The following is a 22,740-nucleotide window of genomic DNA, read 5'->3' on the forward strand; positions in this document are numbered from 1 at the left end:
AGGTTTATTTTCATTTTTGCCTGCTGATATTTGTTCCGGATTGTCGGATGCGATATATTTGTAATTAGGATTCGTACCGTGTTCCAAGCGGTTCATAAGTAACGACTTGCGGAGCTTTGGCAACAAGGGGATGCGGCTCCGTTTTATAGAAATGACTTATGCAAACCGACTTATCCATTTACAACAGTCTTCGCCCTTCCTTTATAGAAGGCGTTCACGCCGTGAAGTTCAATGCTTTGTCGGCGGTCATATCGCGTTACCGGGATTATGCCCGCAGTTCCGAACAAATAAAAGCGTACTCGGGAGATTCTCTTCTGATGCGGGACATTGCCTCCTTGCTTGACGAAGCACCCCGTCCCATAACGGGGGAATACCAGGATTTCACCCCGTTCCTGCTTCTTCTGATGCTTTCGGAGGAGTTTCATGCCGTCCATTACGTCGAGCGTCTTGTAACGTGGTATTTCGGCTACTGTTGTGTCGATGAACTGCGGACGGTCTGCACCATTCTGTTCCAGTGTTCCTACCCGCATCACGACACGCTGCGGCTGCGGTTTAAGAATTACCTGCGTGAAGCCCGTAAGACATTGGGTATGCCCGTTGAATGTAACGCTGCTGTCATGCTGAAAATGCTCGACGCCTCTTATGAACATCTCACTCCCGCCGATGTCGGGGAGTTCGAGGAGCTGTTGCACCTGGGGGACGATTACGAGTTCATCTCCCGTGTCAAATCGAATTATCTTGCCTCGGATAACGTCACGGAACTCGCCGGGGTTTGCGGGTATTCCAGCACGATTACCTTCCGCCGGCGTTTCCAGCGGGTTTTCGGCTGCTCGGCCTCCTCGTGGTTACGTCAGCGCCGTATCGAACGTATCGGGGAGTTGCTGCGGACGACACACTACACGTTGCAGGAAATAGCCTACATGTGCGGTTTCTCCGCCCAATCCCACTTTACGGACTTTTGCAAGCGGAATATGGGGAGCAATCCCACTTCCATCCGCCAGGAAGGCCGGATCTGACATTAAAATCGGCCTCGTGATAAAAAAACGAAGAGAAAGATAAAAATCGTAATCCGCCGGTTTTTCGATTCGCTAACTTTATACGCGAAAGTAACAAGACGGATTATGATTGCATTTATAGAAAAATTAAACAGCGAAGTCCTGCGGAGTATCGAACGTATCGAATCGCGGGATACCGACGTGTTGAAAAAGTCGCTTGAAGCGTCACGTGTCCTGGGAGAAGCGTTCGACCGTTTGAAACAATATATCATCGGCTACCGTTTTCAAAACGATGACGAGGAAATAAAGTTCTTCAAAGAAATCAAACCCCGTCTTTTTTGCCGTCTGATCTATTACCGCAAGCTCTACAATATCGAGATGAACCGTCCGGTAGGAAGTATCGAGGCACAACGGGAGTACCTGGACGCCCATGTTCGGGCCATCAACGCGTACACGCAGAAACGCCTTGACTTTATCCGCTATTTCCGCAGCGGCGCTACACACCTGGACAGCCTCTATTTCCTGCGCGGGCAGACCGACACGGAGCAATACCTGGAAACCTTCTACTATGAACTCGACCCGCAGTTTTCGACAAACGCGGATTTCAAGGTGGCGAAAATCCTGGCCAACGATATGTTGTCGGTTTATCTTATGGGCGAATTGGAATCACTGGAGAGCACGAACCTCCGGAACATGGTTCTGCCATTGTCTGACGTGCGTCCGACATGGCAGGACTCGAAGACGGATCTGACGGAACTTATTTACCTGCTCGACAGTAAAGGCTGTTTCGGCAATGTGCCACTCACGCAACTTGCCAGCTACATTTCCAACGCTTTCAACGTACACCTCGACATGAACCTTTCGAGGACATTCTGCGATATGAAAATCCGAAACAACCCGACACCGTGGCTTGACAAGGCGAAAGAGGCCCTGCTTAAACGTATGCAGACGTGGAAGCGAAACAAGAAAAACGGCAATTCCGAGTAGAATATGAACCGGTAAAGCACTCTATTCCTTATAGAAACACTGATAATCAGCGTTGTATATAACAAAAGAACCGAGGTCGGTTTTCCCCCGTAACTCTCGAAAGGAACTTTCCCGAACGCCCGTATTTGCACCCGTATAAGGAGCCGATACGGGTGTTCCGTTGTAGCCCCGTCCGGATTAGAACACCGTTAAGCGTTGAATCACAGTATTCTATCGCATTTCTGCCCATAAAAATACCGAGTACGGGCCGCGGATTTCGGTAAAAAACACTGCCTTCTTCACCGCATGAACCGTTGAGAATCAGTTCACTGCAAATTATCAAAAAAAAGTCGTACCGACCTCGTTTTAAGCTGTCCATATAAGCCCGACCTTTGTAACAGACTAAAAAACAAAGGAGTATGAAAATCATAGTGATCGGTTCGCGAGCCTATAACGAGCTTGTCGGGCGTATAGAGAAAATAGAGGCTGCAATCGCCTCTCTCCCTGAAAAGGGGCGTGCATGGAATAAGGAGTATATAAACGACGAATGGATGGACGGCGAGCAGGTCTGCCGTTACCTGGGTATCAGCGGGCGTACCCTTCAACGCCTCCGCTCGGATCACGTGATCACCTATTCGGCCATCAACCGGAAGCTGTATTATTCCCTCACGGAAATCCGCCGTGTGCTGAAGGAGCGTTCCGTGCGGCGCAAAAACCGACCAAAGGAGTAGGCCATGTTTCTGGACAAGGAATATTTCGACGGATGGATGCAGCGGCTCTCGGAACGGCTGGAACGTATCGAGAAGCTGTGCGCGGGGGACGTGGAGCAACCGCTTTCCATCCTGCCTGACGGGGAGCGTCTTCTGGACAATTACGACCTGTGCCGTATGCTCAATATCAGCAAGCGCACACTCCAGCGTTACCGCACCTCGGGAGAGCTGCCTTACGAGATGATCTATCACAAGACCTTCTACCGGGAATCGGACGTCCTGCGGTTCATCGAGCGTAACTTCAGTAATTTCCGCAAGCTGAAAAAGGATCGTCCTGCCGGTTCCGGTTAGGCCCTGTCCCGAGAGTCCGGCGTCATGGAAAAACGCGGAGATACATGGAATAAGGCACGACAAGGCGGTACAACCGCTCGATATTTGCCGTAAAATCAGTATGTTTGCTGAATGAAGCCTATATAATAATGAAGCAATGAAAGAAACTGATAAAATATATCCTGCCGACAAAGGGGAGGAAGAGCTGCTGCATAATGTGCGCCATATCTTGCAGGAAGCGCGCGCGAAGGTGATACATCATGTCAATTCGACCCTCGTGAGGGCTTACTGGCAGGTAGGGAAATACATAGTGGAGTACGAGCAGCAGGGAACCGACCGTGCCGGATATGGCAAGGCTGTCATCAACACCCTTTCCAGGCGGCTCGTGGCGGAGTTCGGAAACGGGTTCACGGCCACCAACCTGCGGTACATGAGGCAGTTTTACCAGTGCTACCCGAAATATCACACGCTGTGTGATAAATTGAGCTGGTCGCATTGCCGCACGCTTCTCAAGGTGTCGGGCGATGCCGCCCGTGATTTTTACCTGCACGAGTGCGTCAAGGAAAACTGGAGTGTCCGGCAGCTCGACCGCCAAATCAACACGCTTTTCTATGACCGCCTGCTGGCCAGCCGAGACAAGAAAGCTGTGAAAGAGGAGATTTCCCGTACCGAACCCGGACGTGTCGAACCCAAAGAGATCATCCGCGACCCGTATATCCTGGAGTTTCTCGGTATCCCGCAGGGAGAGCATTTTCTGGAAACCGATCTGGAGCAACTGCTCATCAGCCGCTTGCAGCGCTTGATGCTCGAACTCGGGAAAGGCTTCGCCTTCGTCGCGCGACAGAAGCGTATCTCCTTCGATGACAAGCATTTCTACATCGACCTGGTCTTTTACAATTACCTGGCCCGTTGTTTCGTTTTAATAGACCTTAAATCCGGGGAGCTGACCCATCAGGATTTGGGGCAGATGCAGATGTATGTCAATTACTACACCCGTGAGTTGATGAATCCCGGGGATAACCCTCCGGTGGGTATCGTCCTCTGCGCGGAGAAAAACGACGCGGTCGTCCGTTATACGCTGCCCGAAGATGAAAAGCAGGTCTTCGCCGCCCAGTACATGACCTATCTTCCCACGCAGGAGGAGCTGCAAACACTCTTGCAGGAAGTGTGACGACAACGCTCACGGACATATGAAAAAAGCCGATGGAAATCTGTACTTCCGTCGGCTTTTCGTTTACATCTTGATCCCTTTCTTCGCAGGGCCGTTCTCCGGCGGGCTGCCCACGCCCGCGATCACGATGCGCCCCCCGGAGGCGTCGGCAATCTGCCGCAGCCGGGAAGGAATACGGGCCGCCGTGTTGTCTTCCTTCGGGAGCTCTTCCGCCGTGTCATGCCGTTCCCGGCACACGTCGTTATCCTCCTCCGCCTCCTTTCCCTCGCTCTCTTCTATCGGTTTGAGGCTTTGCTGTATCCTGCGGTCTATTTCCGTCAGGTCAGCTTTTAGGGCCGTCAGTTCGGGCTCCTTGCGCCAGGAACTTTCCACCACTTCCCGCAGGACGGGAATATCTTTCTCCAGTTCCTCATTCTTTTTCCGGAATTTCTCCAGTGTCGGCTCGATGGTCGCGAGCGCGTGGATGAAGTTCATCGCCGCCAGTCGCGGGTCGGAGGCGATATTCCCGTAGTTATACTGGTATAGATAATCCCCTTCACCCCGGACATAAAAACGGTTCTGCACCAGGTCGAGCCCGTCTTTCCCGGTCGTTTCGCTCTGGACGAGCAGCTCGAACCCGTAGAGGCTCCCGATGGGTTCGAGCCTGTCGAGCGTGCGTGCCGTTTCGGCGATATGGTTGAGCTGTTTCCCGATGAGCTTGGGGTCGGAGGTTTCCAGCCCGTTCAGTTTCACGGGATTGCGGTACGAGCCGTCCTCGTTGAACTCGACGCGGGCCTTGAAGTGTTCCAGATCCTTGCCGATACGCCGTATCAGGTCGTTGTTCTTCTCTATCTTCTCCGTGATCTGCTCCAGCTTGTAGCGGCTCGATGATTTGCCGCGCACGAATGCCTGGCGTTCGCTTTCGAGCGTGGCAATCTTCTTCTCCAGGCGGGCTTTGTCCAGCAGGTCTGTATTTCCCGAGAGGACGGCGACATACTCGGAAAAATTCATGCCGCTCTTTTCGTCGATGGCCCCCTCGTCGATGGTACGGCTTCCCATGTTGTTGGTCTTGAGCTGGCGGATGAACAGTTGCTTGTTGTGCAACAGCCCGAACTTGTAGGCGTCGAGCGACTTCTCGACGGCGTATAATATCACGTCCACCTTGTTGTCGGCATGGAGTTTGGCGATCTCGTTCCCGGTGCGTATTCCCCGCCCGTCGCGCTGCTCCAGGTCGCTGGGACGCCAGGGGCAGTCCAGGTGGTGTATCGCCACGCAGCGTTTCTGCGCGTTCACTCCCGTCCCGAGCATCTCGGTCGATCCGAAGAGTACGCGGATTTTTCCGGTGTTCATACCGGCGATCATCTCCTTGCGCGCTTTTTCCGAGGTCGCCTCCTGGATGAACCGCACCTCGCTTTGGGGTATGCCGTAATCCTCCGCGAGTTTACGCCGTATCTCGGAATAGACGTTCCACCCCGCTCCGGGTTTGTAGGTTCCCAGGTCGGAGAATACGAACTGCGTACCTTTGTACGCCTCGAAACGGCGGTAGTAACCGGCAATCATACGGGCGCAGTGGCTCGCCTTGTTGTCCACGTGGTCGCTGTATAGTTCGGGGTCTATCATACGCATATCGAGCGACATCTTGCGGGCGTAGTCTGTGGCAATGAGCATTTTCGCCTTTTCCTCCCGCTCCGAGAGCGGCAGGCGGCCCAGGAGCGTGGCATCGCCCGATTTGGCGAACTGCACCAGCCGTTCTATGAACTCCGTCTGCTGGGGTGTCGGCGGGATATTGTGCAATATCTCGTTCTTTTGCGGTCGGTCGATCCCTATATCCTCCGCCGAGCGGTAATCTGTAATCTCGGAGTAGAACATGGCCAGTTCGGGAACCTTGATGAAATATCGGAACCGTTCTTTCTGCACGACCTCGTTGGTCACGGAAAACTCGTAGTCGATGGTTTTCTTGGCAAAAATGGCCGCCCAGGCATCGAAGGTGCGGATATTCTGACGCTCCAGTTCCTTCGGGCGCAGGTACTTGAAAAGCAGGTACAGTTCCGTGAGCGAGTTGGAGATGGTCGTTCCCGAGAGGAACGTCGCCCCCAGGTCGCGGCCCGTGCGCTGCTGTATGGTACGCAGCGCGAAAAGCATGTTGAGCGCCCGCTGCGACCCCTCGGGATTTCCGAGGCCCGCCACCCGGTCATGCCGGGTCGTGAAAGTCAGGTTCTTGAATTTGTGGCTCTCGTCCACGTAGAGGTGGTCGATACCCATGAGGCGGAAGTCCACGGCGTCGTCCTTGCGTGTTTCCAGCGCGTGCGCCACCTTCTGCAACTTGGCTTCCAGGTTGGCCTTGCGTTTCTGACACCCTTTCATCATGGCGCGGGAAACGTCCCTGCCTTGTGCTTTGAGCACTTCGAGGTTCTCCTCCACACAGTCCAGCTCGGCCTGCAATATCTCCTGCTGTATCTCCGGAGACTGGGGTATCATGCCGAACTGTTCGTGCGAGAGGATCACGGCGTCCCAGTCGTTGTTGCGTATCTCCCGGAAGATGCGCTCACGCTTCCGGGGCGTGAAATCCTCCTTGCCCGGGTAGAGGACTTTGGCCATCGGGTAAGCGGTGCAGAACGTCCGGGCTATTTCATGGATGTTGGCTTTCAGCCCGATAATCATGGGTTTGTTGGCCAGTCCGAGGCGTTTCTTCTCGTAGGCCCCGCAGCACATGATGAGGGTCTTTCCGCCGCCCACCTCGTGGTCGATTATCCCGCCGCCGAGCAGTTTGTCCATCCATATCGCGTCCTTCTGGCTGTCATACAGATTGTCTATTCCCAGCCCCTTGAGGTCGAGGTCGGGGAATTCCTGGTGCGTCCCGTCGTACTTCGGGCGCACGTAACAGTTGAAAGTACGGTTATAGAGGTCTGTCAGGCGGTCTTTGAAGTCGGACGACTGCTCGCGCAGCCATTCGGGGAAAGCACCCCGGATCTCGTCTATCTTGCTGTTGGCGAGCTGTATGGCCTCCCCGTCACGCACTTTGACCTCCCGCCGTTCGCCGTCCACCCATTTGAGGACGGTCTTGGTGATGTCGGGCGAAGTGTTTTGCAGGGCGTGTTTCAAAAGGTGCAGGCCGTTGTACTTACGGGTCTGCGCGCTGACGGCATACTGCTCCGTGATCTTCACGTTCGTCGCTTCCGCCTTCACGCCGTACTCGTCCAGGTTGGAGGCGAAGGTGATCTTCACCTCCGTATCGAAGAGCGAGGAGGCGAAACGCTCGTAAATACCTTTTGGAATCCACCGTTCGCCCAGGTTGAAGTCCAGGTCGTCGAAAGCGATGGGTTTGGGTGTCGCCTCGCGCAGAGCCTCCAGCGATTCCCGGGCCGGGGCGTGGTCGGGATTCTCCCGCAGGAACGCCTCGATCCGTTCGGCTTTCCCGATGACATTGCCGGCGATGAACTTGTCGGCAACCTCGTAGCCGTCCGTTTCCGGGTTGTAATAGATACGTCCTTTCAGTTCCCCGAGTATTCCCTCCACGGTAGTTCCCGTGAGCGATGCCATGTAGCGAGGTTCCACCCGGCCGTACTTGTTCAGGCTGGCCACAAGGGCCTCCGAAGCATCGTCGGCGTGCGTGATCTCATCGGGATTGAAGGCCACGGGACGCTCGAAGATGTCGGCTTTGCGTGCCTTGCCGTCGATGTAACGCTCCAGCGATAGAATCTCCGTCCCCCGCGCGTCCATCTTGATCAGGTCGAGGTTGCGTTTGTCATTGAGCCGTCCGAAGCGTTCGGTGAAATTGTCGTAAAGCCGGTTGAGCATCTCCCGCAGGGCGGGGTTCGCCGTCAGCGTTTCCGCCTCGTTGTTATAAAGGTGGTAATAGGCATCGCGTATCTCGATATACATGGAGGCTTTCGTCCGTTGTGCAGGCGTGAGTTCCAGCGGGTGGAACATGGGTTGCAGGGATTCAATCCCCCGCAGGTAGCCGACCCGGTTTTGTCCGTCCGTGACGAGTGTCCCTTCGCGGAAATAGGGGGCGACCTCCCCCTCGAACGGGCGGGGTTTCATATCCACCTCCCGTATCTGTGGCGTTTCTTTACCGGGTTCTTCCTCCTCCGGATTTTCCGACGTGTCGAACAAGCTGCCCGTTCTCGGCGTACCGGCGGCTTGTTTCCGTCTGTCTTTCGGGGCTTCCGTCGGGGGGCGTACCGCCTGCCGTTCCCGCTGTTCCGGAGTTTCCTGCTGCCGGGCGCTTTGTCGGCGCAGTTCCGCCCTCCGTTCCGGGGTAAGCGACATCATCATCTCGTAAAAGCCGTTGATCGGCGGGTTGTCCTCCCAGTTCAGGGAGGCATACAAGTCTTCGGGATCACGCTCCGGTGGCGTCGTTTTCGGCATTTCGCTCTTCTGTTCCTCCGGAGAGGAGGCCGGGGCGAATAACGAGGGTTGCCGGGGCGTCTTCCGCTTTGCTCCCCGGCGGCTGTTCCTTTTCTTGGATATACCGAGTTCTGCCTGCCGCCGCTCCTCGGCGCTGAAGCCGAACAGGTCGTAGAGCGTCAGCAACGGTTCCTGCTGCACGTTTACCGGTTCGGCAGCCGCCGTTTCCACCGTGTCGAAAAGCGACCCGGCGAAGCCCTCCCGCGGTTTCGGTTCCGTTGTTCCGCCCACGTGCTGCACGGGAGTATCCGCCATGCCGAAATCTTCGGGTTTCGGCGGGTGCTGCTCCCACAAGCGATTCTCCCGCTCCTTCGACCAGGCCCCGAAGTCGGCCAGATCCTCTCCGGTCGGTTCTCCGGCGGGTGTGGCGGCAGAATCCGGTAACACTTGTCCGGGTTTGTTTTCGATTCGGGTAATCTCCCCGGTTTCGGTATCGACATGGTAGCCCTGCGCCGCCATTTCTGCGACGACGCGGCGTTTTTCCTCCTCTTCCCGCTGCTGCTGAAGGTTACGGGCGTCGGCGATAATCTCCTTGACGATTTCTCCGGCAAGGCGGGGCTCGTATCTTTCGGCACGCTGGCGTTCCGCCTGACGGGAACGGGACAATTCCCGCTCCGGTGTACCGGGTGTCTGTTCCGGAGCATGTTCCAGGCAATAACTCTCGTTGAAATGCCGGTTGAAATCCTCCGAGAGCATACGCCGCATCTCCCGGTCGATGCCGTCCACGCCCTCCGCGTGGGTGAACTCCATCGCCGGTTTGCCGTAGGGGTCTTTGCCTACTTTGGCCTCGGTATGGATCACTCTGTCGAACGACTGGAAAAGGTTGTTTATCCGGATGCCGTTCGACAGCTTGCGGGATTCGATGAAATCCCGCTGCCGTTCGGACAGTTCCCCCGTGGCGGCTTTCTTTTGCAGGATAACCAGGTCGCTGCCGACCTCCGTCCCTGCGTGTTCTGTAAAGAGGTTGTTCGGCAGCCGGATGGCCGATACGGGCTCGCAGCGGTTCATCAGCCACTCGCGCACGGGGCGTCCCTGCTCGGCGTTCAATACTCCCTGCGAGGTGATGAATGCCACCAGGCCGCCCTCGCGTACCATATCGACGGACTTCATGAAAAAATAGTTGTGCAGCGCCCGTGTGCCTTGCCGCCGCACGGGGTCGGTATGGGTGGAGAAGAACGGGTCGAAGAGCGCCACGTCCCCGAAAGGGATGTTGCTCACGGCCACGTCGTAGTAACCGGCGTATTTGGGTTCGATACGTTCGAATCCCTGTACCCGCACCCGTTTTTCGGGATGCAGGTGCTTCAGGATCAACCCCGTGGCGGGGTCTTTCTCGAAGCAGGTGATCTCCGCGTAGGGGTCGTGGAAATCCACGGCATTGACGAAAACCCCCGTTCCCGCGCTGGGGTCAAGAATACGTTTTGGGACGATCCGCGTGTCCCATATCGCCTCCACGATGGCGTCTGCCACTTTCGGGGGCGTGTAAAAAGCCGTCAGGACGGAGTTCTTGATCCCGTCCATGTAGCGCTTGTATTCCCGTTCGTCGGGAGTATTCGCCCTGATGACCTCGTGCAACTCGGCCACGAGCGTTGCCATGCCGTCCTTGTCCGGTTTCCCGGTGGGGTTTTCCAGCACTTCCTTGATGGCGCCGAAGCCGCTGTATGCGCCGAGTGTCCTTTCTTCTTCGGGAGTCGGCGCCCGCCGTTCCCTGTCGAGCGTGAAGGCCGTCTTCAGCGCGTCGATATTCTGGCGGAGGTGGGTTTTCTTATTGAATGCCATCTTCGAGAAGTATTTGGACGGTTCCCGTCAGTTCGGTATAGAACAGTTCGTAGTCGGGCGTGTCGGCGAAGTCGTCCGTGAGGTCGTACTTCTCCAGCACTCCGCGGCAGAGGGGCAGCAGGCGTAGAGCCGCCTGCCGGGCGGTATCCTCGGGAATCTCCGCCTCGAATTCCCTCCAGAGGATGTTTACCAGCGTGTTGTAGGGTGAAAAGTGCAGTCCGCGGTAGAGTTCCTCGCGGGCAATTTCTTCGGCCTCGATGTGGTTGCAGCCCGAACGGATCGCCTCGCTGTACGCTTGGGCGGCGCTGTCGGCCCGCTCGGCGATGAATTCACCTTCGGCGATGAGTTCCGGGTGGCTGTCCTTGAGGTAGGATAGTAACGAAAGTCCGTAATAGGACAATTCCCCCGTGGGGGTATGGTGTTGCTTGTCTGGCATGATAAGAATTTTTAGTGGTCGTTGATAATCGGGGAAGAGAAAGGCGCCCCGGGTTCCCACCCGAAGCGCCGACCACTGAAAAAATCCTTATCAAACAAGCGTATCTCGTTATGACAGGTCTTTTCCAGTGGCAAAGGTAACGATTATTTCCGTTTGTTCCTCTTTCCCTGCCTGGGAGTATCGCGTGGCTCGAAAACGAACGAGGTCTTGAACTGGTCATCGAGCGTGAGGGCCGCGTCGAACGTCCCGCCGCCGTTTTTGACGAATCCTCGGATCGTGCCGGTTTTGCCTTTGGTCAGCAGTTCCGCGAGCTGCTTGTCGGTCAGCTCCTTGCGGGCCACGGTTCTCCATACGGTCAGGCCGCAATCGGGATTCTGACACTTGGCGAGTTTGGGATAGAACACCACGGGCCTGCCGCAACGCGGGCAGGCTGTGTCACTCTCCGCGCCGTCGATTCTTGCTTCCAGCAGTTCTTTGGCGATTTGCGAGGCGAAGACTTCGATACCGCGATGGAACGTCGGGGCGTCCATCTCCCCGGTAGCGATCTTCGAGAGGGCCAGTTCCCAGCCGCCCGTCATGGCGACATCGGCGATCTTCTTGTCCCTGACCACGGCATACACGGCCAGTCCCTTGTCCGTGGGTACAAGCGACTTTTTCTCTCGCCTGACATACTCGCGGGCAAAGAGCGTTTCGATGATGGCGGCACGGGTGGCGGGCGTGCCGATGCCGGCATCCTTCATCGCCTCGCGTTCGGCCTCGTCGGACAGTTCGCGTCCGGCGGTTTCCATCGCCGCCAGCAGGCTCGATTCCGTGTGAAGGGGGCGCGGCCGGGTCTGTTTCTGTTCCGTGCCGCATCCTTTGACGGGCAGCTCGTCGCCTTGTACGATGTCGGGAAGGAGGGTCATGTCCTCCTCTTTCTCCTCGACAGGTTCATTCAGGACGGCCCGCCAGCCCGTCTCGACCATGATACTGCCGCGGGCCGTGAAATCATGCCCCGCGCTTTGCAGGGTAAGGGAAGTGTTTTCTTTCACGCAGGCCCCGGAAAAGGTTTCGAGCATCCGCCCCGCGACCATCTCATAGACGATGCGGTGGTCGGCATCCAGTTCGGAAGGGAGGTTCTCGGTGGGAAGCAGCGCGTGGTGGTCGGCGATCTTTTCGTTGTCCACGCTTCGGCGGGAGAGAGATGCGGTATCCATCCTGCTCGCGTATTCCGCGAAACGGGGATAGCGTGTCATGTTCCCGATGAGTGCCGGAATCTCCTCGGCCACATCTTCCGATATATAGCGTGAGCCGGTACGGGGATAAGTGATGAACTTCTTCTCGTAAAGCGACTGGGCGATGTCGAGCGTTTTTTCTGCCGAAAAACCATACCGGCTGTTGGCCTCTTTCTGGAGTGTCGTCAGGTCGTACAAGAGAGGCGGCTGTTCCCTGGTCTCCTTGCGCTCCACGTTCACGACGCGTACCGTTCGGGCGCCGATAACCTCGGCGCGGGCTGCTTCCGCCTTCTCCCTGCCGTCGAATTTCTCCGTGGAGAGGACGGTGAACTCCGTGCCCTCCTTTGCCGTGGAAAGCTTCAGCCGGAAATAGGTGGCGGGCTTGAACGCCTTGTTCTCCAGGTAACGGGAGCAGATGATCGCCAGCGTGGGGGTCTGCACCCGTCCGAGCGACCAGACACCCCGCCCGGCAGCCACAGCAAGCGCTTGCGAGGCGTTGATACCGACGATCCAGTCGGCTTCGCTGCGGGCTTTGGCCGAGAGGTAAAGGTTGTCGTATTCGTTGCCGGGGCGAAGGTGTTGTAACCCCTCGCGGATGGCCCGGTCGGTCAGGCTGCTGATCCATAACCGCACGAAAGGGGTACGGCATTCCAGGTAAGAGTAGATGTAGCGGAAGATCAGCTCCCCTTCACGCCCCGCGTCGGTCGCGACGATGATGCGCTCGGCCATGCCGAACAATTCCCGGAGAATACCGAGCTGCTTCACGACACCCGGGTCGGCCTTATACTCTTTACCCTCCCGAACCTGCCGGGGCAGGAGGATGAACGATGATGGCAGGATAGGCAGGTTTTCCCGGCGGAAACCCGCGATGCCATACTGTTGGGGCATTGCCAGCCCGACCAGGTGGCCGAAGGCCCAGGTTACGGCATAGCCGTTTCCCTCTATAAAACCGTCTTTACGGTTCGTGGCTCCCACGATGGCGGCGATCTCACGCGCCACCGAGGGCTTTTCTGCGATAATAACTTGCATGATGATTCGGATTTTTCAGTGGTTGTTTTCTTGTAGTTCTTCTTTCTCTTTTTCCGGACGGGCGATCAGCCGGCGGTCGTAATAGACATGGTTGCTGTTCCCGTCGTAATACTGCCGTCCGTCGTCTGCCTCCTCCGGGGGGCTGCGTTTACCCGGCCGGAGGTATAAGGCGGCCAGCGCTGCGATCAGGAGCGGCATGGCTCCGGTCTGCATGTAGAACCATTTCATACGTTATACCTTGACACCTTTGGAGTTGCTCTTTTTGCAGCTGCGGTAATTTCTCCTTTGCGCCGGAGTGGCCTCCTGCTGTCCCTGCTTGAGCGGCTCTTTCACACCTTTGACCGCTTCGACGGTCTTGCCCTCGGAATTGACGGCGACCTGGGTACGGCTTTCAACGGCGGGTTTGACCTCCGCTCCCTGCCGTTTCGCACGGTCGGGATTCCAGCGGAAGAAGTCCATCTTGTTACGCTCGAAGTTGGGCTTGACCCAGGCGTTGAACGGCTCACCCTGCCCGTCCTTGACCATGCCCTTGATGTAGAAAGCCTTGACATCCGCCCGCTTGGAGGGGTCGTTCACCGCTTCCGTCCACTGGTCATAAGCCTCTTTGGGCACGGAGGCTTTGAGGATTGTCCGGTGAATCGTGAGCGTGGGCTGTCGTTCGGAGGCCGTAGTTTCCTGCCGTCCGTTTTTCTCGGCGGCCTTCTGGCGGTAAATCTCCTTGTTCTCCTGGGCGTAGCGGTTGCGATCCAAACCGTCGTAGGTAAAGGAATAGTTACGTTCGGCCGCGTCGATTTGGATATAGGCATCCCGCTTATAACCCGCGCGGGTGGTATATCCTTCGAGCAACACCTTGCCGCCGCCGTAGAAATCCATCTGCTTGCCTTCCGAGAGGTCGGCCTCCTTGATACGGGCACGTTTTTCGAGTAGCGAAACGGGCATGGGTTCCAGAGTGTTCGTCCATTTGTCTATCGACACGTAGCAGGGCGTGAGCTTGCCCGGCTCCAGCTCCAGGTCGATCACTTTCCCGGCATGACGGGTGTTCATCAGGTTCGTTTTCGCCTCCTCATCGAGCAGCACCCCGTGGAAGGGGGCGTCGAGGTCGGGCCGTTCCTGCCAGTAATGCGGCACGACGCGCAGCGAGCCGTCCGCCTGCTCTTCGAGCGACACGCGCCCTTTGGTGGAAACACGCATCCCGTTCTCCAGTTCGGGGTTCATCTCCACCAGCCCGTTGGATTTATGTCCGTAAGACATGGCTTTCAGGTGTGGCTCGATGTCCTCCATGCGGATACCTTTCTTCTCCATATCCGCCAGGTCTATCTTCGTGACGTCCAGCGGCTCGAACTGCCGCTGCTCCTGCGTCTGAAGCCGTTCGGAGGGGTCGATACGGTAATTTTCCAGAATCTCCGGGTCGAAGTCGATGCGGATAAGTTTGTTCAGGGCATTCTCCGTCATGACGAAGATACCCGTGTGGACGGGGTTCTGGGCCTGTTCCATGAACTTTTTGAAGAAGGCTTCGAGGGCTGAATCCTGCGTGTTCACGTTCAGCAGGCTCGCCACGTTCTGATCCGTGGGGTCGGCGGTCTGGATATTGCCGTCCTGATCCACGCCGGTAACGGCTTGTAGTCGTCCGTCGTCGGCATTCTGAACGAGCATGACTTGTTTAGCGTCGTTCTTTACGTTTTCGTCCATAATTACGAGTGTTTTTAGTTAGCACCAATAGCGATGCGGGAACGAAAGTAAGGGGAACCGGCTGAACGTAAAAGAGTTGGAAAGGCTATGGAAGCATCGGGCACAGAAGTGGCCGCTTGTGGCGCAGGGCAGAGGAAATCGGAGAAACGGAGTGCCGGGAAGGACGGATTTGGCAGAGGGTATTTTCGTGGCTCCTCACCTTATTTGTCAGGTAGTCGGGATCTATTGTTAAATGTCAATAAAGCGCATGGATAACCCGTGTTTTTTTATAAATTTGCGAAAACGGGTTTCAATATCCGACAAAACGTGAGGCATGGAAATATATACCCCAAAAACCAAGATCAAACTTTCTCCGGTGATAAGAAACGGGAGAGAATTTGTCGAAGTGACTTTCGGTAATGACAATGACATCCGCTTGTCGCTGTCGAAGGAAGAAAACGTACTGCTTGTCGGCGGCAGGGCTTATCTGCCGGCAGAAGATTTCGTGCTTGCCGAGTTCTTCGACCGCTATGTAAAAATGGCGTTTATAGACTATTCTGCCATCAAGGAAACCGCACCCCGTAAAGAGGAAGACAAACGGCCGCCACTGCCGGAAGGCTATCTGGAAAAACTTCAGCAAGTGCGTTACAGTGACCATACCGTAAGGGTATATACCTCCTATTTCCGCGATTTCCAACAGCATTTCGAGGGGCGTAAGATTGAAACGGTTACTCCCGGCGAGATAAACGACTACCTGCTGTATCTCATCCACGAGAAAAACATATCCTCCTGCCAGCAAAACCAGCGTATCAACGCCATCAAGTTCTATTACGAGAAAGTTCTCGGTCAGGAACGGCGGTGTTACAAGGTGAACCGTGCCAAACGGGAGAAGACGCTGCCCGACGTGTTGAGCAAGGAGGAAATAAAGAAAATACTCGACGTGACGGTGACAGACCTGCGTTTCTTCTGTATGTTCTCCATACTCTATTCCGCAGGGTTGCGCATCAGCGAACTGCTGGAACTGAAACCCGGCGACATCAACGAATCCCGCTCCCTGATACGGGTGCGGCAGGGTAAAGGGAAAAAAGACCGCTACACCCTGCTGTCAAGACCGTTGATGAAAAAGCTGACGGAATATAACAGACTATACAAACCGAAAGTGTGGCTTTTTGAACACAGACCGGGAGAACCTTTCACCGAGAGTATCGTGTCGAAACGGCTGAAGGCAGCGGCCCGGGAAGCGGGAATCACGAAACGGATTTATCCGCACCTGCTGCGCCATTCGTTCGCCACTCACCTGCTGGAGCAGGGAACCGACATCAAGATAGTGAAAGAGCTTATGGGACATAACAATATCAAGACGACAGAAAGGTATGTCCACATAGCCGACACTTTCAAAAGCAATATCAAAAGCCCGTTGGACGATCTGTTGATGGAGGAAGACGAGGTCTGATACTTAAAGAAAATAACAGCCAAATCGGCTGATAGTATAACATTACCGTTCATAAAAAATAAATGGAATGAATAAAATAGAGTCATTTAAATATATTCGCCCAATTTCTCCGGGTACAACATCATGTTACTCTGTTGGAGATATTCTTCCTATTGAAATTTTATGGGAATGTAATGGAAAGGTGTATAATCGGAAACAAGAAAAAGGTGGTTTGTGCGCTATTTTATTAGAACATGATAATGTAGTCGGTGTTGTTGAGAATCCATATACAGGTGGATTCAATTTAGCTTATGTATTGAACGGAGCAAATCAGGTAGTTTGGAATGTGTCTGATTTGTTTATTGCTACTTACGGGAATCTATATTATGGTAGAGCACTACATTTCGTTGATGTGAGAGTTGAAAATGGAATTTTATACTTTTTCATCAATATATCAAATTGCGATTTTCGCTTTTCAATTAATGTAAAAACAGGAGAAATAGGGCAATTAATAGAAACAAGATAACAGAACGATAACAATCGGCTAAACCTCCCTTAATGGTCGGTTAGCCACCGGACATTAGTCGCTTGAAAAATAAAAAAAGAAAATGAGTAAGATAATGATATGGGTCGGTCAATTCGATTCCGAAGCTGACTTTGAGAAATATATGGATCAATCGGCTTTCCGTCAATGGTGGAAAGATTACGATGAAGACAATAAGGAACTTCGTTGCCAGTTCTGTAAGGAGCTTGGTGTAATGAGCTATGATGAGGATTTTCTTATTATGAAATTCACATCTGACGGCTTGGCAGGATTACTTAACCTTATTCCTGCTGATACCCAAAAGATAAGTCTGTCGATGGCTGATAAAAATATTACAATGGCAAATGCTGTTATCTGCTATAATTGTCGTGAGGGTATATCTCCTAAGAAGGCAGAGAATACCACAACCATGACTTATCTTGGTACGTTTGAGTTTGAACTGTCGCCTGAAGGAATGCAAGGGTCTAATGCTGGATTAGAATATATGATTTGGATTGGCACAACCGCTAAAAGTCGGGAAGAATTTATGGAGTATTTCAATCAAGATGAGTACATGAAAGAAATACGAGATTACGAAGAAGGTCGTACAAAGAAACGTCCCAATCCGGAACATCGCTGTCAGTTCTGTAAAGACGTTAATATAAAGTATTACTATCCAGAATTTCTAACTGTGGAAATTAAGGATGAACCCGAAAATCCTTTTAATCTTGTTAGAATGATGATTGATAACAAACTTGTCCTTGACTGGTATATTGAGTCCGATATTGATGAATACCACATAAAGCCATCAAATTGTATTGTGTGCTATATACCCAATGGTTTCAAGGACAACAAAAGGAATCAAAAAATCTTTATTAAGAAGAAAAATTATGATTCATATGAAACACCTGAAAAATTTGTGAATGAATTAGACAGTTACAACGGTATTCAATATTTGGAAACTTATATTGCAGAATAAAGCGACTAACAAACGGATAAATTTCCCTTAAAGGTCGATTATCCACTGGACATTATAATAAATAAAAATCAAAGCATTATGGCAAAATATGAGTTGGGGGCAATTTATAAAATTAATGGTCGAAATGGTGAATTATATTATGTAAGACTTTTGACAAACGAATGTTATGGCGTTTTTTCATCATTAGAAGGCGAACTGAATGAAGAGACATTTGCTCAAACCCATTATCGTCTCTATTTTAGCTGTAACTCTTTTCCTATAAAACGAGGTATATGGGGAAAAGTCGTATCATCTCCAGACAGTACAGATATTGCACGGTGGCAACGCCCTCAATATTTAGCTAATTTTGCTAATTTCAACATGAAATTATTTCTTGATCAATGCAGAGTTTTTCATGAAGATGGGAACCTTTATCAATGTGAAAGTAAAGAGGAGTTTATTAGATTAGTAAAATCTGGTAAGATTTTATTTTGTTTTAATACTTATGAAATTATACCAGACTTTCTAATGAGGTATTACAAGGATTTCCCCAATAGCTATATTGTAAATAAAGATTTTATCCATAGTGGAACTTTAGAATACCAAAAAGAACAAACAAATGTATTAAAAGAATTAGGCTTTGATATTGGAAACTTATTATAACAAGCGGCTGAACATTCCTATAAAGGTTAGTTAGCCACCAAACATTAATCGCTGAGAAAAATATGAATAATTGGATTGAAACATCAGGAAGCCCATTTGTCATTGTTGAGCAACAATATGCCCATCAATGGAAGGGTCAAGAAAACTACAATGCTATATGTAGCGTAACAGATTACTTGGGGAAAATCTATATAGACAATCATGTCTTATTGGTAATGGGAGATGAACCGATGGCTACACGCATAGTAAATAAAGATGGAGCAATCTTAATAATCCGCTGGAAGTATGCTCCCGATTATTTAACGGTGGAAAAACTTCTGGAGAATGATATCGTAAACGGGATTGAACCAATAGAAGAAGTTGAAGTAAAATGGGATTCTACTGAATTAGTCCTATTTGATTCTTTGTCTCCCTATTGTGAAGCGTCGGTTAAAGTTTTTTTATCATTACAAAAAACATCTTGTATAATAAAAACTTATCTTTATCAAAAAGACGAAGTATCTTTAATAATACATTCAATCCAATAAAGACGATTAACAAGCGGCTCAACCTCCCCTTAAAGGTCGGTTAGCCACCGAACATTAGTTGCAGCCCAAAATGAAATAAAAATGAATGTAATATCGGAAAAAGAATATTCGTTCTCAAATGCACTTTTTTGGAACGTAATGTTGCATCATCATATTCAAGCCTTTGATGAAGAAAGGGATGTGAATTTTGATGAAGTATGGGATGAAGAACTTGTACTAACATTGTTGGATAAAAAGAAGTACAAGAAATATTGGTGTTGGCTATCTCAAATTGATTTGAAAACATCCGAAAATCAAGGTGAAATAGAAAACCCAAGAACTCTAACACTTCCTATCGGCAGCGATATTGTATTGACAATAGAATTTCATCCTTGCTGTACATATTATTTTTTGAATGACACTTTAATCGGGGAAGTTAGTGGCAACTTTCACTTGAAGTATCTCACATATTCGGAATTAATGAGGATTACAAAAGAGAAATATGGAGATGTACTGTTCCATTTACTCTTACCTTTGTCTGCAATCAGGGAACAAGAAAAAGGCATAGCACTTAATGCAATAATCCAACGATTGCAACAAATTCCCTTATTCAAGGAACATTCCGCATATATAGGTAAATGTATCTTGAATGGATTATTAATATCCAACTCTGACATACAAGAAATTCCCAAGATAGGAACGATATGTACAAGCAATCATTCATATAGAAATGCTTTGGTATATGATGATGAAAGGCAGGAAATAAAGGAGCTAAATATCCTTTTATCGAGATTATAAATATGCAACTAACAAGCGGATTAATCTCCTATAAAGGTCGATTATCCACAGAACATTACCGATTAACAATGACAATATGAAATGGTATAAAATATACTTGAATGGAGAAAATCGAATATGGAAGAAATGTATTACATATTCGTGGGAGTTTATATATGAAGATAAAGAAATTAATTTTCAAAGAATTATAGATTCATCTTCATCGGAAAGGTATCAGATAAAAGCTCTTATCAAAGGTAAGGGGCTAATCGCTAAAAGTATATCTGGATTTGGGCAAATAAGAATGCCAGAATTTGCTGAAGTCAGCCATTTGTTTCTTGTCAGAGAAGATATATTGAATATAAACGAATTGTCCTCCATAAAAGGAATTTCTTTAAAAAGGGTTTCAGTATATGGAGATTTCCCACTTGATTATATGGCAATTATTTTTAATGAAGTAATTGATTGTGTTGACAATATTCATTCCAAACGAGAAGAATTTGAATGCATGAGTACACTTGTGTTAGATATGTCTAAAATACCTTCATCTGTAGATGGGTTCTTTTTAAAAGGGTGGAATAAATACGGTTTTTATAAAAACATTGTCAATGAAAATATGAAAATGCAATTACTTCATTTGTATAAGGCAAATGAGTTTTTAAAATTTAAAGAAATAGAAATAAATGGCACATCGGTAACAAATGGATAAATCTCCGTAAGAGAGATTATCCGCCGAACATTAGCAACTTTACAAACTAAAAAGAATATGAGTGACCAAATAATTTTTGATGTTGACGGACTTATAGAAGCTCAAATCCGTCAGAGAGATAAAGACTACGCAAAAGTCTGTTGTCAGAACTTATTAAACTACGCATACGGAAAGGGGCTTTTGTGTGATAATCCATGTGATAATGAAGGAAACCTAATCATGCCTTCAATTATTAAGGAAAGTTCTTTAACAGAAATTGGTAAACATATTTTTGTTGAATTGCTATTTAAGTGGTTTGCATACACAGATAATGAAAGTGGAAAAATTGACAGAAAAAATAACATCAAAATGTTAGAGAAGTATTACAATCAACTTTTACAAAAGATTGATAGAAAATAGGTTGCTAACAAACAGATGAAACATTGAAGGCGGTTTATCTGCCGGACATTACTAACAAGGAAAAAATAATATGTGTCAATACAAATCAATATGCAATCCTATAATAGAGCTTACAACACTTTTACAGAGTTGTGGCTTCACAATAGAAAAACAAGAACTTAAAGATTGGCATTTCAATGAGTTTGAGATTGTGATGAAAGGAAAGAAATTACAACTTCCAATGATAGATATAGAAGGTATAGAACAACATAGCGACAATATATATTGTTGCAAATGTCATTGGTCTGTTGTAAAACTAATAATGAATTGACACAATAAAATGTTAGTAACAAGCGGCTTAACCTCCCCTGAAAGGTCGGTTAGCCACCAAACATTATCTGCCCAGAATAATTAACAATAAAAAAGAAAAAAACAATGATTAGGTATATTGAAAAAGGCGACATATTCCGTATTGATGGAGTGAGCAGTTATGCGCATGGTTGTAATTGTGCCGGTGCAATGGGTAAAGGCATTGCCGTACAGTTCAAAAGCAAATATCCAGATATGTATCTTGAATATAAGCAGTTGTGCAAAGAAAATAAGTTTTGCCCCGGTGATGTTTTTGATTATGATTATGGCAATGGACATATATATAACCTTGGTACTCAAGCAACGTGGCGAACACGAGCTAAAATAGAGTATATCGAAAAGGCACTGATACAGATGCTTGAGTTAGCCAGTGGTGATAATGTAACGGCAATAGCCTTACCTGCAATCGGTGCTGGATTAGGAGGATTAAAATGGGATGATGTAAAAGCAATTATAGAGACAGTTTCAAATGATTATCCTAATGTTGATTTGTATGTAGTTGAAACTTATCAAAGCGAATAAAGGCAGATAACAAGCGTATCAATCTCCCTAAAGGACGATTATTCGCCGAACATTATCGTTTAATATGGTAAGTAGAAAAGAAACAGTAAAAAGTTGTTGTGTGAATATACTTGATGATGTAAAAAGAATATTAGCGCAACCTTTTGAATGTAGGAAGACTTCTCTTCCTGATGGTGCATTACATAATGTACAAAAAGAATTGGAAAATATGATTAATGCGATTGATAAAGATATTTACTCGTTTACACCAAGTTATGGCAAATATCTAATAGATTGTTGGCTTGGAGATGAATTAGTAGATAAACTTCTTGATGTTTCTTGTCAATATGAAAAACTAATTAAGTTGAAATAAACGATAGCATACGGATTAATCTTCCAAAGGTCGATTATCCAACAAACATTATCGGTCTAAAAATTAAAATATGGATAGTAAACTTCAATTATTCGCTAAAGTGTTATTAAAAGAACACTATGATGAATTTTTAGAAATGATTCAGTTGTTCAATATAGATAAGAGAACCTTTGTCCTTCAACATAGGAAAATGTTTGAAAAGGGATGGTACGATACAAGCTCTGAAGACAATGAATTTAGTGAAGTAGATATTATGCTTTGTTTTGCTATAGTTTCTCACAGAATGGCAGTTATTGATTGGAGTGGTGAAGAATATTCAGGGCAGGTTAAGCGTTCCATTACGATGATGTTAAAGAATTATGGGATAGAACGTTTCTTATGGAACACTAAAAAGTTTGAGGATTCTTTGGATTGGGACAAAATTCGCCGAGGTGACTATTTGCCTTTGTTGTTCCAAGCTATGAACAAGCAACTTAACAGAGGCGGTTATTCCATTGTGTTTTGTGATACAAAATCGGATTGTTTTCGTTATGCAATATTACCAACTGCCGAGTTTGTGCAATTTGAGAATACGGAATTAGATGATTATCTGACAATCATTAGTCCTAAGATTTACAATATATATCTTGCAGACAAGGGAAATGAATTGCCTAAAATTATGCTGTACTTAAAAAAGAAATTTTCTGTTCCACTAAGTGAAATCAAGGAATTTTGTTCAAGAGATAAAATTTTACTTGGAATAGGGAACTCTATAATTGTGGATGAATATCGAAAAGAAATTGAACAACTTGGAGGCAAGATTGAAACAGAAGAAATAGACCGATAACAAACAGCAAACCGATTGAATAAGCGGAACGCTGCCGAACA

22 protein-coding genes are annotated in these 22,740 nt (G+C 49.4%); 17 read left to right on the forward strand and 5 right to left on the reverse strand.

Annotation, left to right across the window (positions count from 1 at the left end):
- Window positions 1–158: 158 nt before the first annotated feature.
- The 5 genes from AB3G73_RS16665 (at window position 159) to AB3G73_RS16685 (ending at window position 4,172) form a co-directional block, all read left to right on the forward strand.
- The gene (locus AB3G73_RS16665; protein WP_005681366.1) at window positions 159–1,016 is read left to right on the forward strand and encodes a helix-turn-helix transcriptional regulator; all 858 of its coding nucleotides are present in this window, start codon (window positions 159–161) and stop codon (window positions 1,014–1,016) included.
- 105 nt (window positions 1,017–1,121) lie between these two features.
- The gene (locus AB3G73_RS16670) at window positions 1,122–1,982 is read left to right on the forward strand and encodes an RteC domain-containing protein (protein WP_004303821.1); all 861 of its coding nucleotides are present in this window, start codon (window positions 1,122–1,124) and stop codon (window positions 1,980–1,982) included.
- 398 nt (window positions 1,983–2,380) lie between these two features.
- Window positions 2,381–2,692 (forward strand): helix-turn-helix domain-containing protein, encoded by a 312-nt coding sequence (locus AB3G73_RS16675; protein WP_004303820.1) that lies wholly within the window; start codon window positions 2,381–2,383, stop codon window positions 2,690–2,692.
- A 3-nt stretch (window positions 2,693–2,695) separates the two neighbouring features.
- On the forward strand, window positions 2,696–3,022 hold the full coding sequence (locus AB3G73_RS16680) for a helix-turn-helix domain-containing protein (RefSeq protein ID WP_004295487.1): 327 nt from the start codon (window positions 2,696–2,698) through the stop codon (window positions 3,020–3,022).
- A 136-nt stretch (window positions 3,023–3,158) separates the two neighbouring features.
- Window positions 3,159–4,172 carry a YhcG family protein gene (locus AB3G73_RS16685; RefSeq protein ID WP_004295486.1) on the forward strand — a complete coding sequence of 338 codons (1,014 nt, stop codon included), beginning with the start codon at window positions 3,159–3,161 and terminating at the stop codon, window positions 4,170–4,172.
- 63 nt (window positions 4,173–4,235) lie between these two features.
- Here AB3G73_RS16685 and AB3G73_RS16690 read toward each other — a convergent pair whose 3' ends face one another.
- From AB3G73_RS16690 to AB3G73_RS16710, 5 genes are all read right to left on the reverse strand, one after another.
- Window positions 4,236–10,337 carry a helicase-related protein gene (locus tag AB3G73_RS16690; RefSeq protein WP_007486315.1) on the reverse strand — a complete coding sequence of 2,034 codons (6,102 nt, stop codon included), beginning with the start codon at window positions 10,335–10,337 and terminating at the stop codon, window positions 4,236–4,238.
- Window positions 10,324–10,773: a DUF1896 family protein gene (locus AB3G73_RS16695; RefSeq protein ID WP_007486316.1), complete on the reverse strand. Its 450-nt coding sequence runs from the start codon at window positions 10,771–10,773 to the stop codon at window positions 10,324–10,326. The genes AB3G73_RS16690 and AB3G73_RS16695 overlap by 14 nt, the downstream gene beginning before the upstream one ends.
- Before the next feature lie 143 nt (window positions 10,774–10,916).
- Window positions 10,917–13,016, reverse strand: a complete 2,100-nt coding sequence (locus tag AB3G73_RS16700; RefSeq protein WP_007851815.1) for a type IA DNA topoisomerase — start codon at window positions 13,014–13,016, stop codon at window positions 10,917–10,919.
- A gap of 15 nt (window positions 13,017–13,031) precedes the next feature.
- Window positions 13,032–13,244: a hypothetical protein gene (locus AB3G73_RS16705; protein WP_007486319.1), complete on the reverse strand. Its 213-nt coding sequence runs from the start codon at window positions 13,242–13,244 to the stop codon at window positions 13,032–13,034.
- A gap of 3 nt (window positions 13,245–13,247) precedes the next feature.
- Window positions 13,248–14,705 (reverse strand): DUF3945 domain-containing protein, encoded by a 1,458-nt coding sequence (locus AB3G73_RS16710; protein WP_004303814.1) that lies wholly within the window; start codon window positions 14,703–14,705, stop codon window positions 13,248–13,250.
- 87 nt (window positions 14,706–14,792) lie between these two features.
- On the opposite strand from AB3G73_RS16710, the gene AB3G73_RS16715 reads away from it, so the two are divergent.
- From AB3G73_RS16715 to AB3G73_RS16770, 12 genes are all read left to right on the forward strand, one after another.
- Window positions 14,793–14,960, forward strand: a complete 168-nt coding sequence (locus AB3G73_RS16715; RefSeq protein WP_004303813.1) for a hypothetical protein — start codon at window positions 14,793–14,795, stop codon at window positions 14,958–14,960.
- Between the two features lie 58 nt (window positions 14,961–15,018).
- Entirely contained in the window at window positions 15,019–16,137 is a 1,119-nt protein-coding gene (locus AB3G73_RS16720; protein ID WP_004319196.1) for a site-specific integrase, read from the forward strand.
- Window positions 16,138–16,204: 67 nt separating this feature from the next.
- Window positions 16,205–16,642 carry a hypothetical protein gene (locus AB3G73_RS16725; RefSeq protein WP_016212890.1) on the forward strand — a complete coding sequence of 146 codons (438 nt, stop codon included), beginning with the start codon at window positions 16,205–16,207 and terminating at the stop codon, window positions 16,640–16,642.
- Window positions 16,643–16,724: 82 nt separating this feature from the next.
- Entirely contained in the window at window positions 16,725–17,618 is an 894-nt protein-coding gene (locus tag AB3G73_RS16730; RefSeq protein ID WP_005647542.1) for an immunity 22 family protein, read from the forward strand.
- A gap of 78 nt (window positions 17,619–17,696) precedes the next feature.
- Window positions 17,697–18,260, forward strand: a complete 564-nt coding sequence (locus AB3G73_RS16735) for a hypothetical protein (protein ID WP_009017699.1) — start codon at window positions 17,697–17,699, stop codon at window positions 18,258–18,260.
- Window positions 18,261–18,322: 62 nt separating this feature from the next.
- Window positions 18,323–18,787: an Imm21 family immunity protein gene (locus tag AB3G73_RS16740; protein ID WP_009040062.1), complete on the forward strand. Its 465-nt coding sequence runs from the start codon at window positions 18,323–18,325 to the stop codon at window positions 18,785–18,787.
- Between the two features lie 81 nt (window positions 18,788–18,868).
- Window positions 18,869–19,564, forward strand: coding sequence for an Imm19 family immunity protein (locus AB3G73_RS16745; RefSeq protein WP_007851804.1), 696 nt, complete (start codon window positions 18,869–18,871; stop codon window positions 19,562–19,564).
- A 76-nt stretch (window positions 19,565–19,640) separates the two neighbouring features.
- Window positions 19,641–20,252, forward strand: coding sequence for a hypothetical protein (locus tag AB3G73_RS16750; RefSeq protein ID WP_004319185.1), 612 nt, complete (start codon window positions 19,641–19,643; stop codon window positions 20,250–20,252).
- Between the two features lie 57 nt (window positions 20,253–20,309).
- The gene (locus AB3G73_RS16755) at window positions 20,310–20,651 is read left to right on the forward strand and encodes a hypothetical protein (protein WP_004295473.1); all 342 of its coding nucleotides are present in this window, start codon (window positions 20,310–20,312) and stop codon (window positions 20,649–20,651) included.
- Window positions 20,652–21,065: 414 nt separating this feature from the next.
- Window positions 21,066–21,521, forward strand: a complete 456-nt coding sequence (locus AB3G73_RS16760) for a macro domain-containing protein (protein ID WP_004319182.1) — start codon at window positions 21,066–21,068, stop codon at window positions 21,519–21,521.
- Between the two features lie 64 nt (window positions 21,522–21,585).
- On the forward strand, window positions 21,586–21,873 hold the full coding sequence (locus AB3G73_RS16765; RefSeq protein WP_017141492.1) for a hypothetical protein: 288 nt from the start codon (window positions 21,586–21,588) through the stop codon (window positions 21,871–21,873).
- Window positions 21,874–21,943: 70 nt separating this feature from the next.
- The gene (locus tag AB3G73_RS16770) at window positions 21,944–22,699 is read left to right on the forward strand and encodes a hypothetical protein (protein ID WP_004295472.1); all 756 of its coding nucleotides are present in this window, start codon (window positions 21,944–21,946) and stop codon (window positions 22,697–22,699) included.
- Window positions 22,700–22,740 lie beyond the last annotated feature (41 nt).

The sequence above is a fragment of the Bacteroides sp. L008 genome, from assembly GCF_040812255.1.
Classification (GTDB): Bacteria; Bacteroidota; Bacteroidia; order Bacteroidales; family Bacteroidaceae; genus Bacteroides; species Bacteroides vicugnae.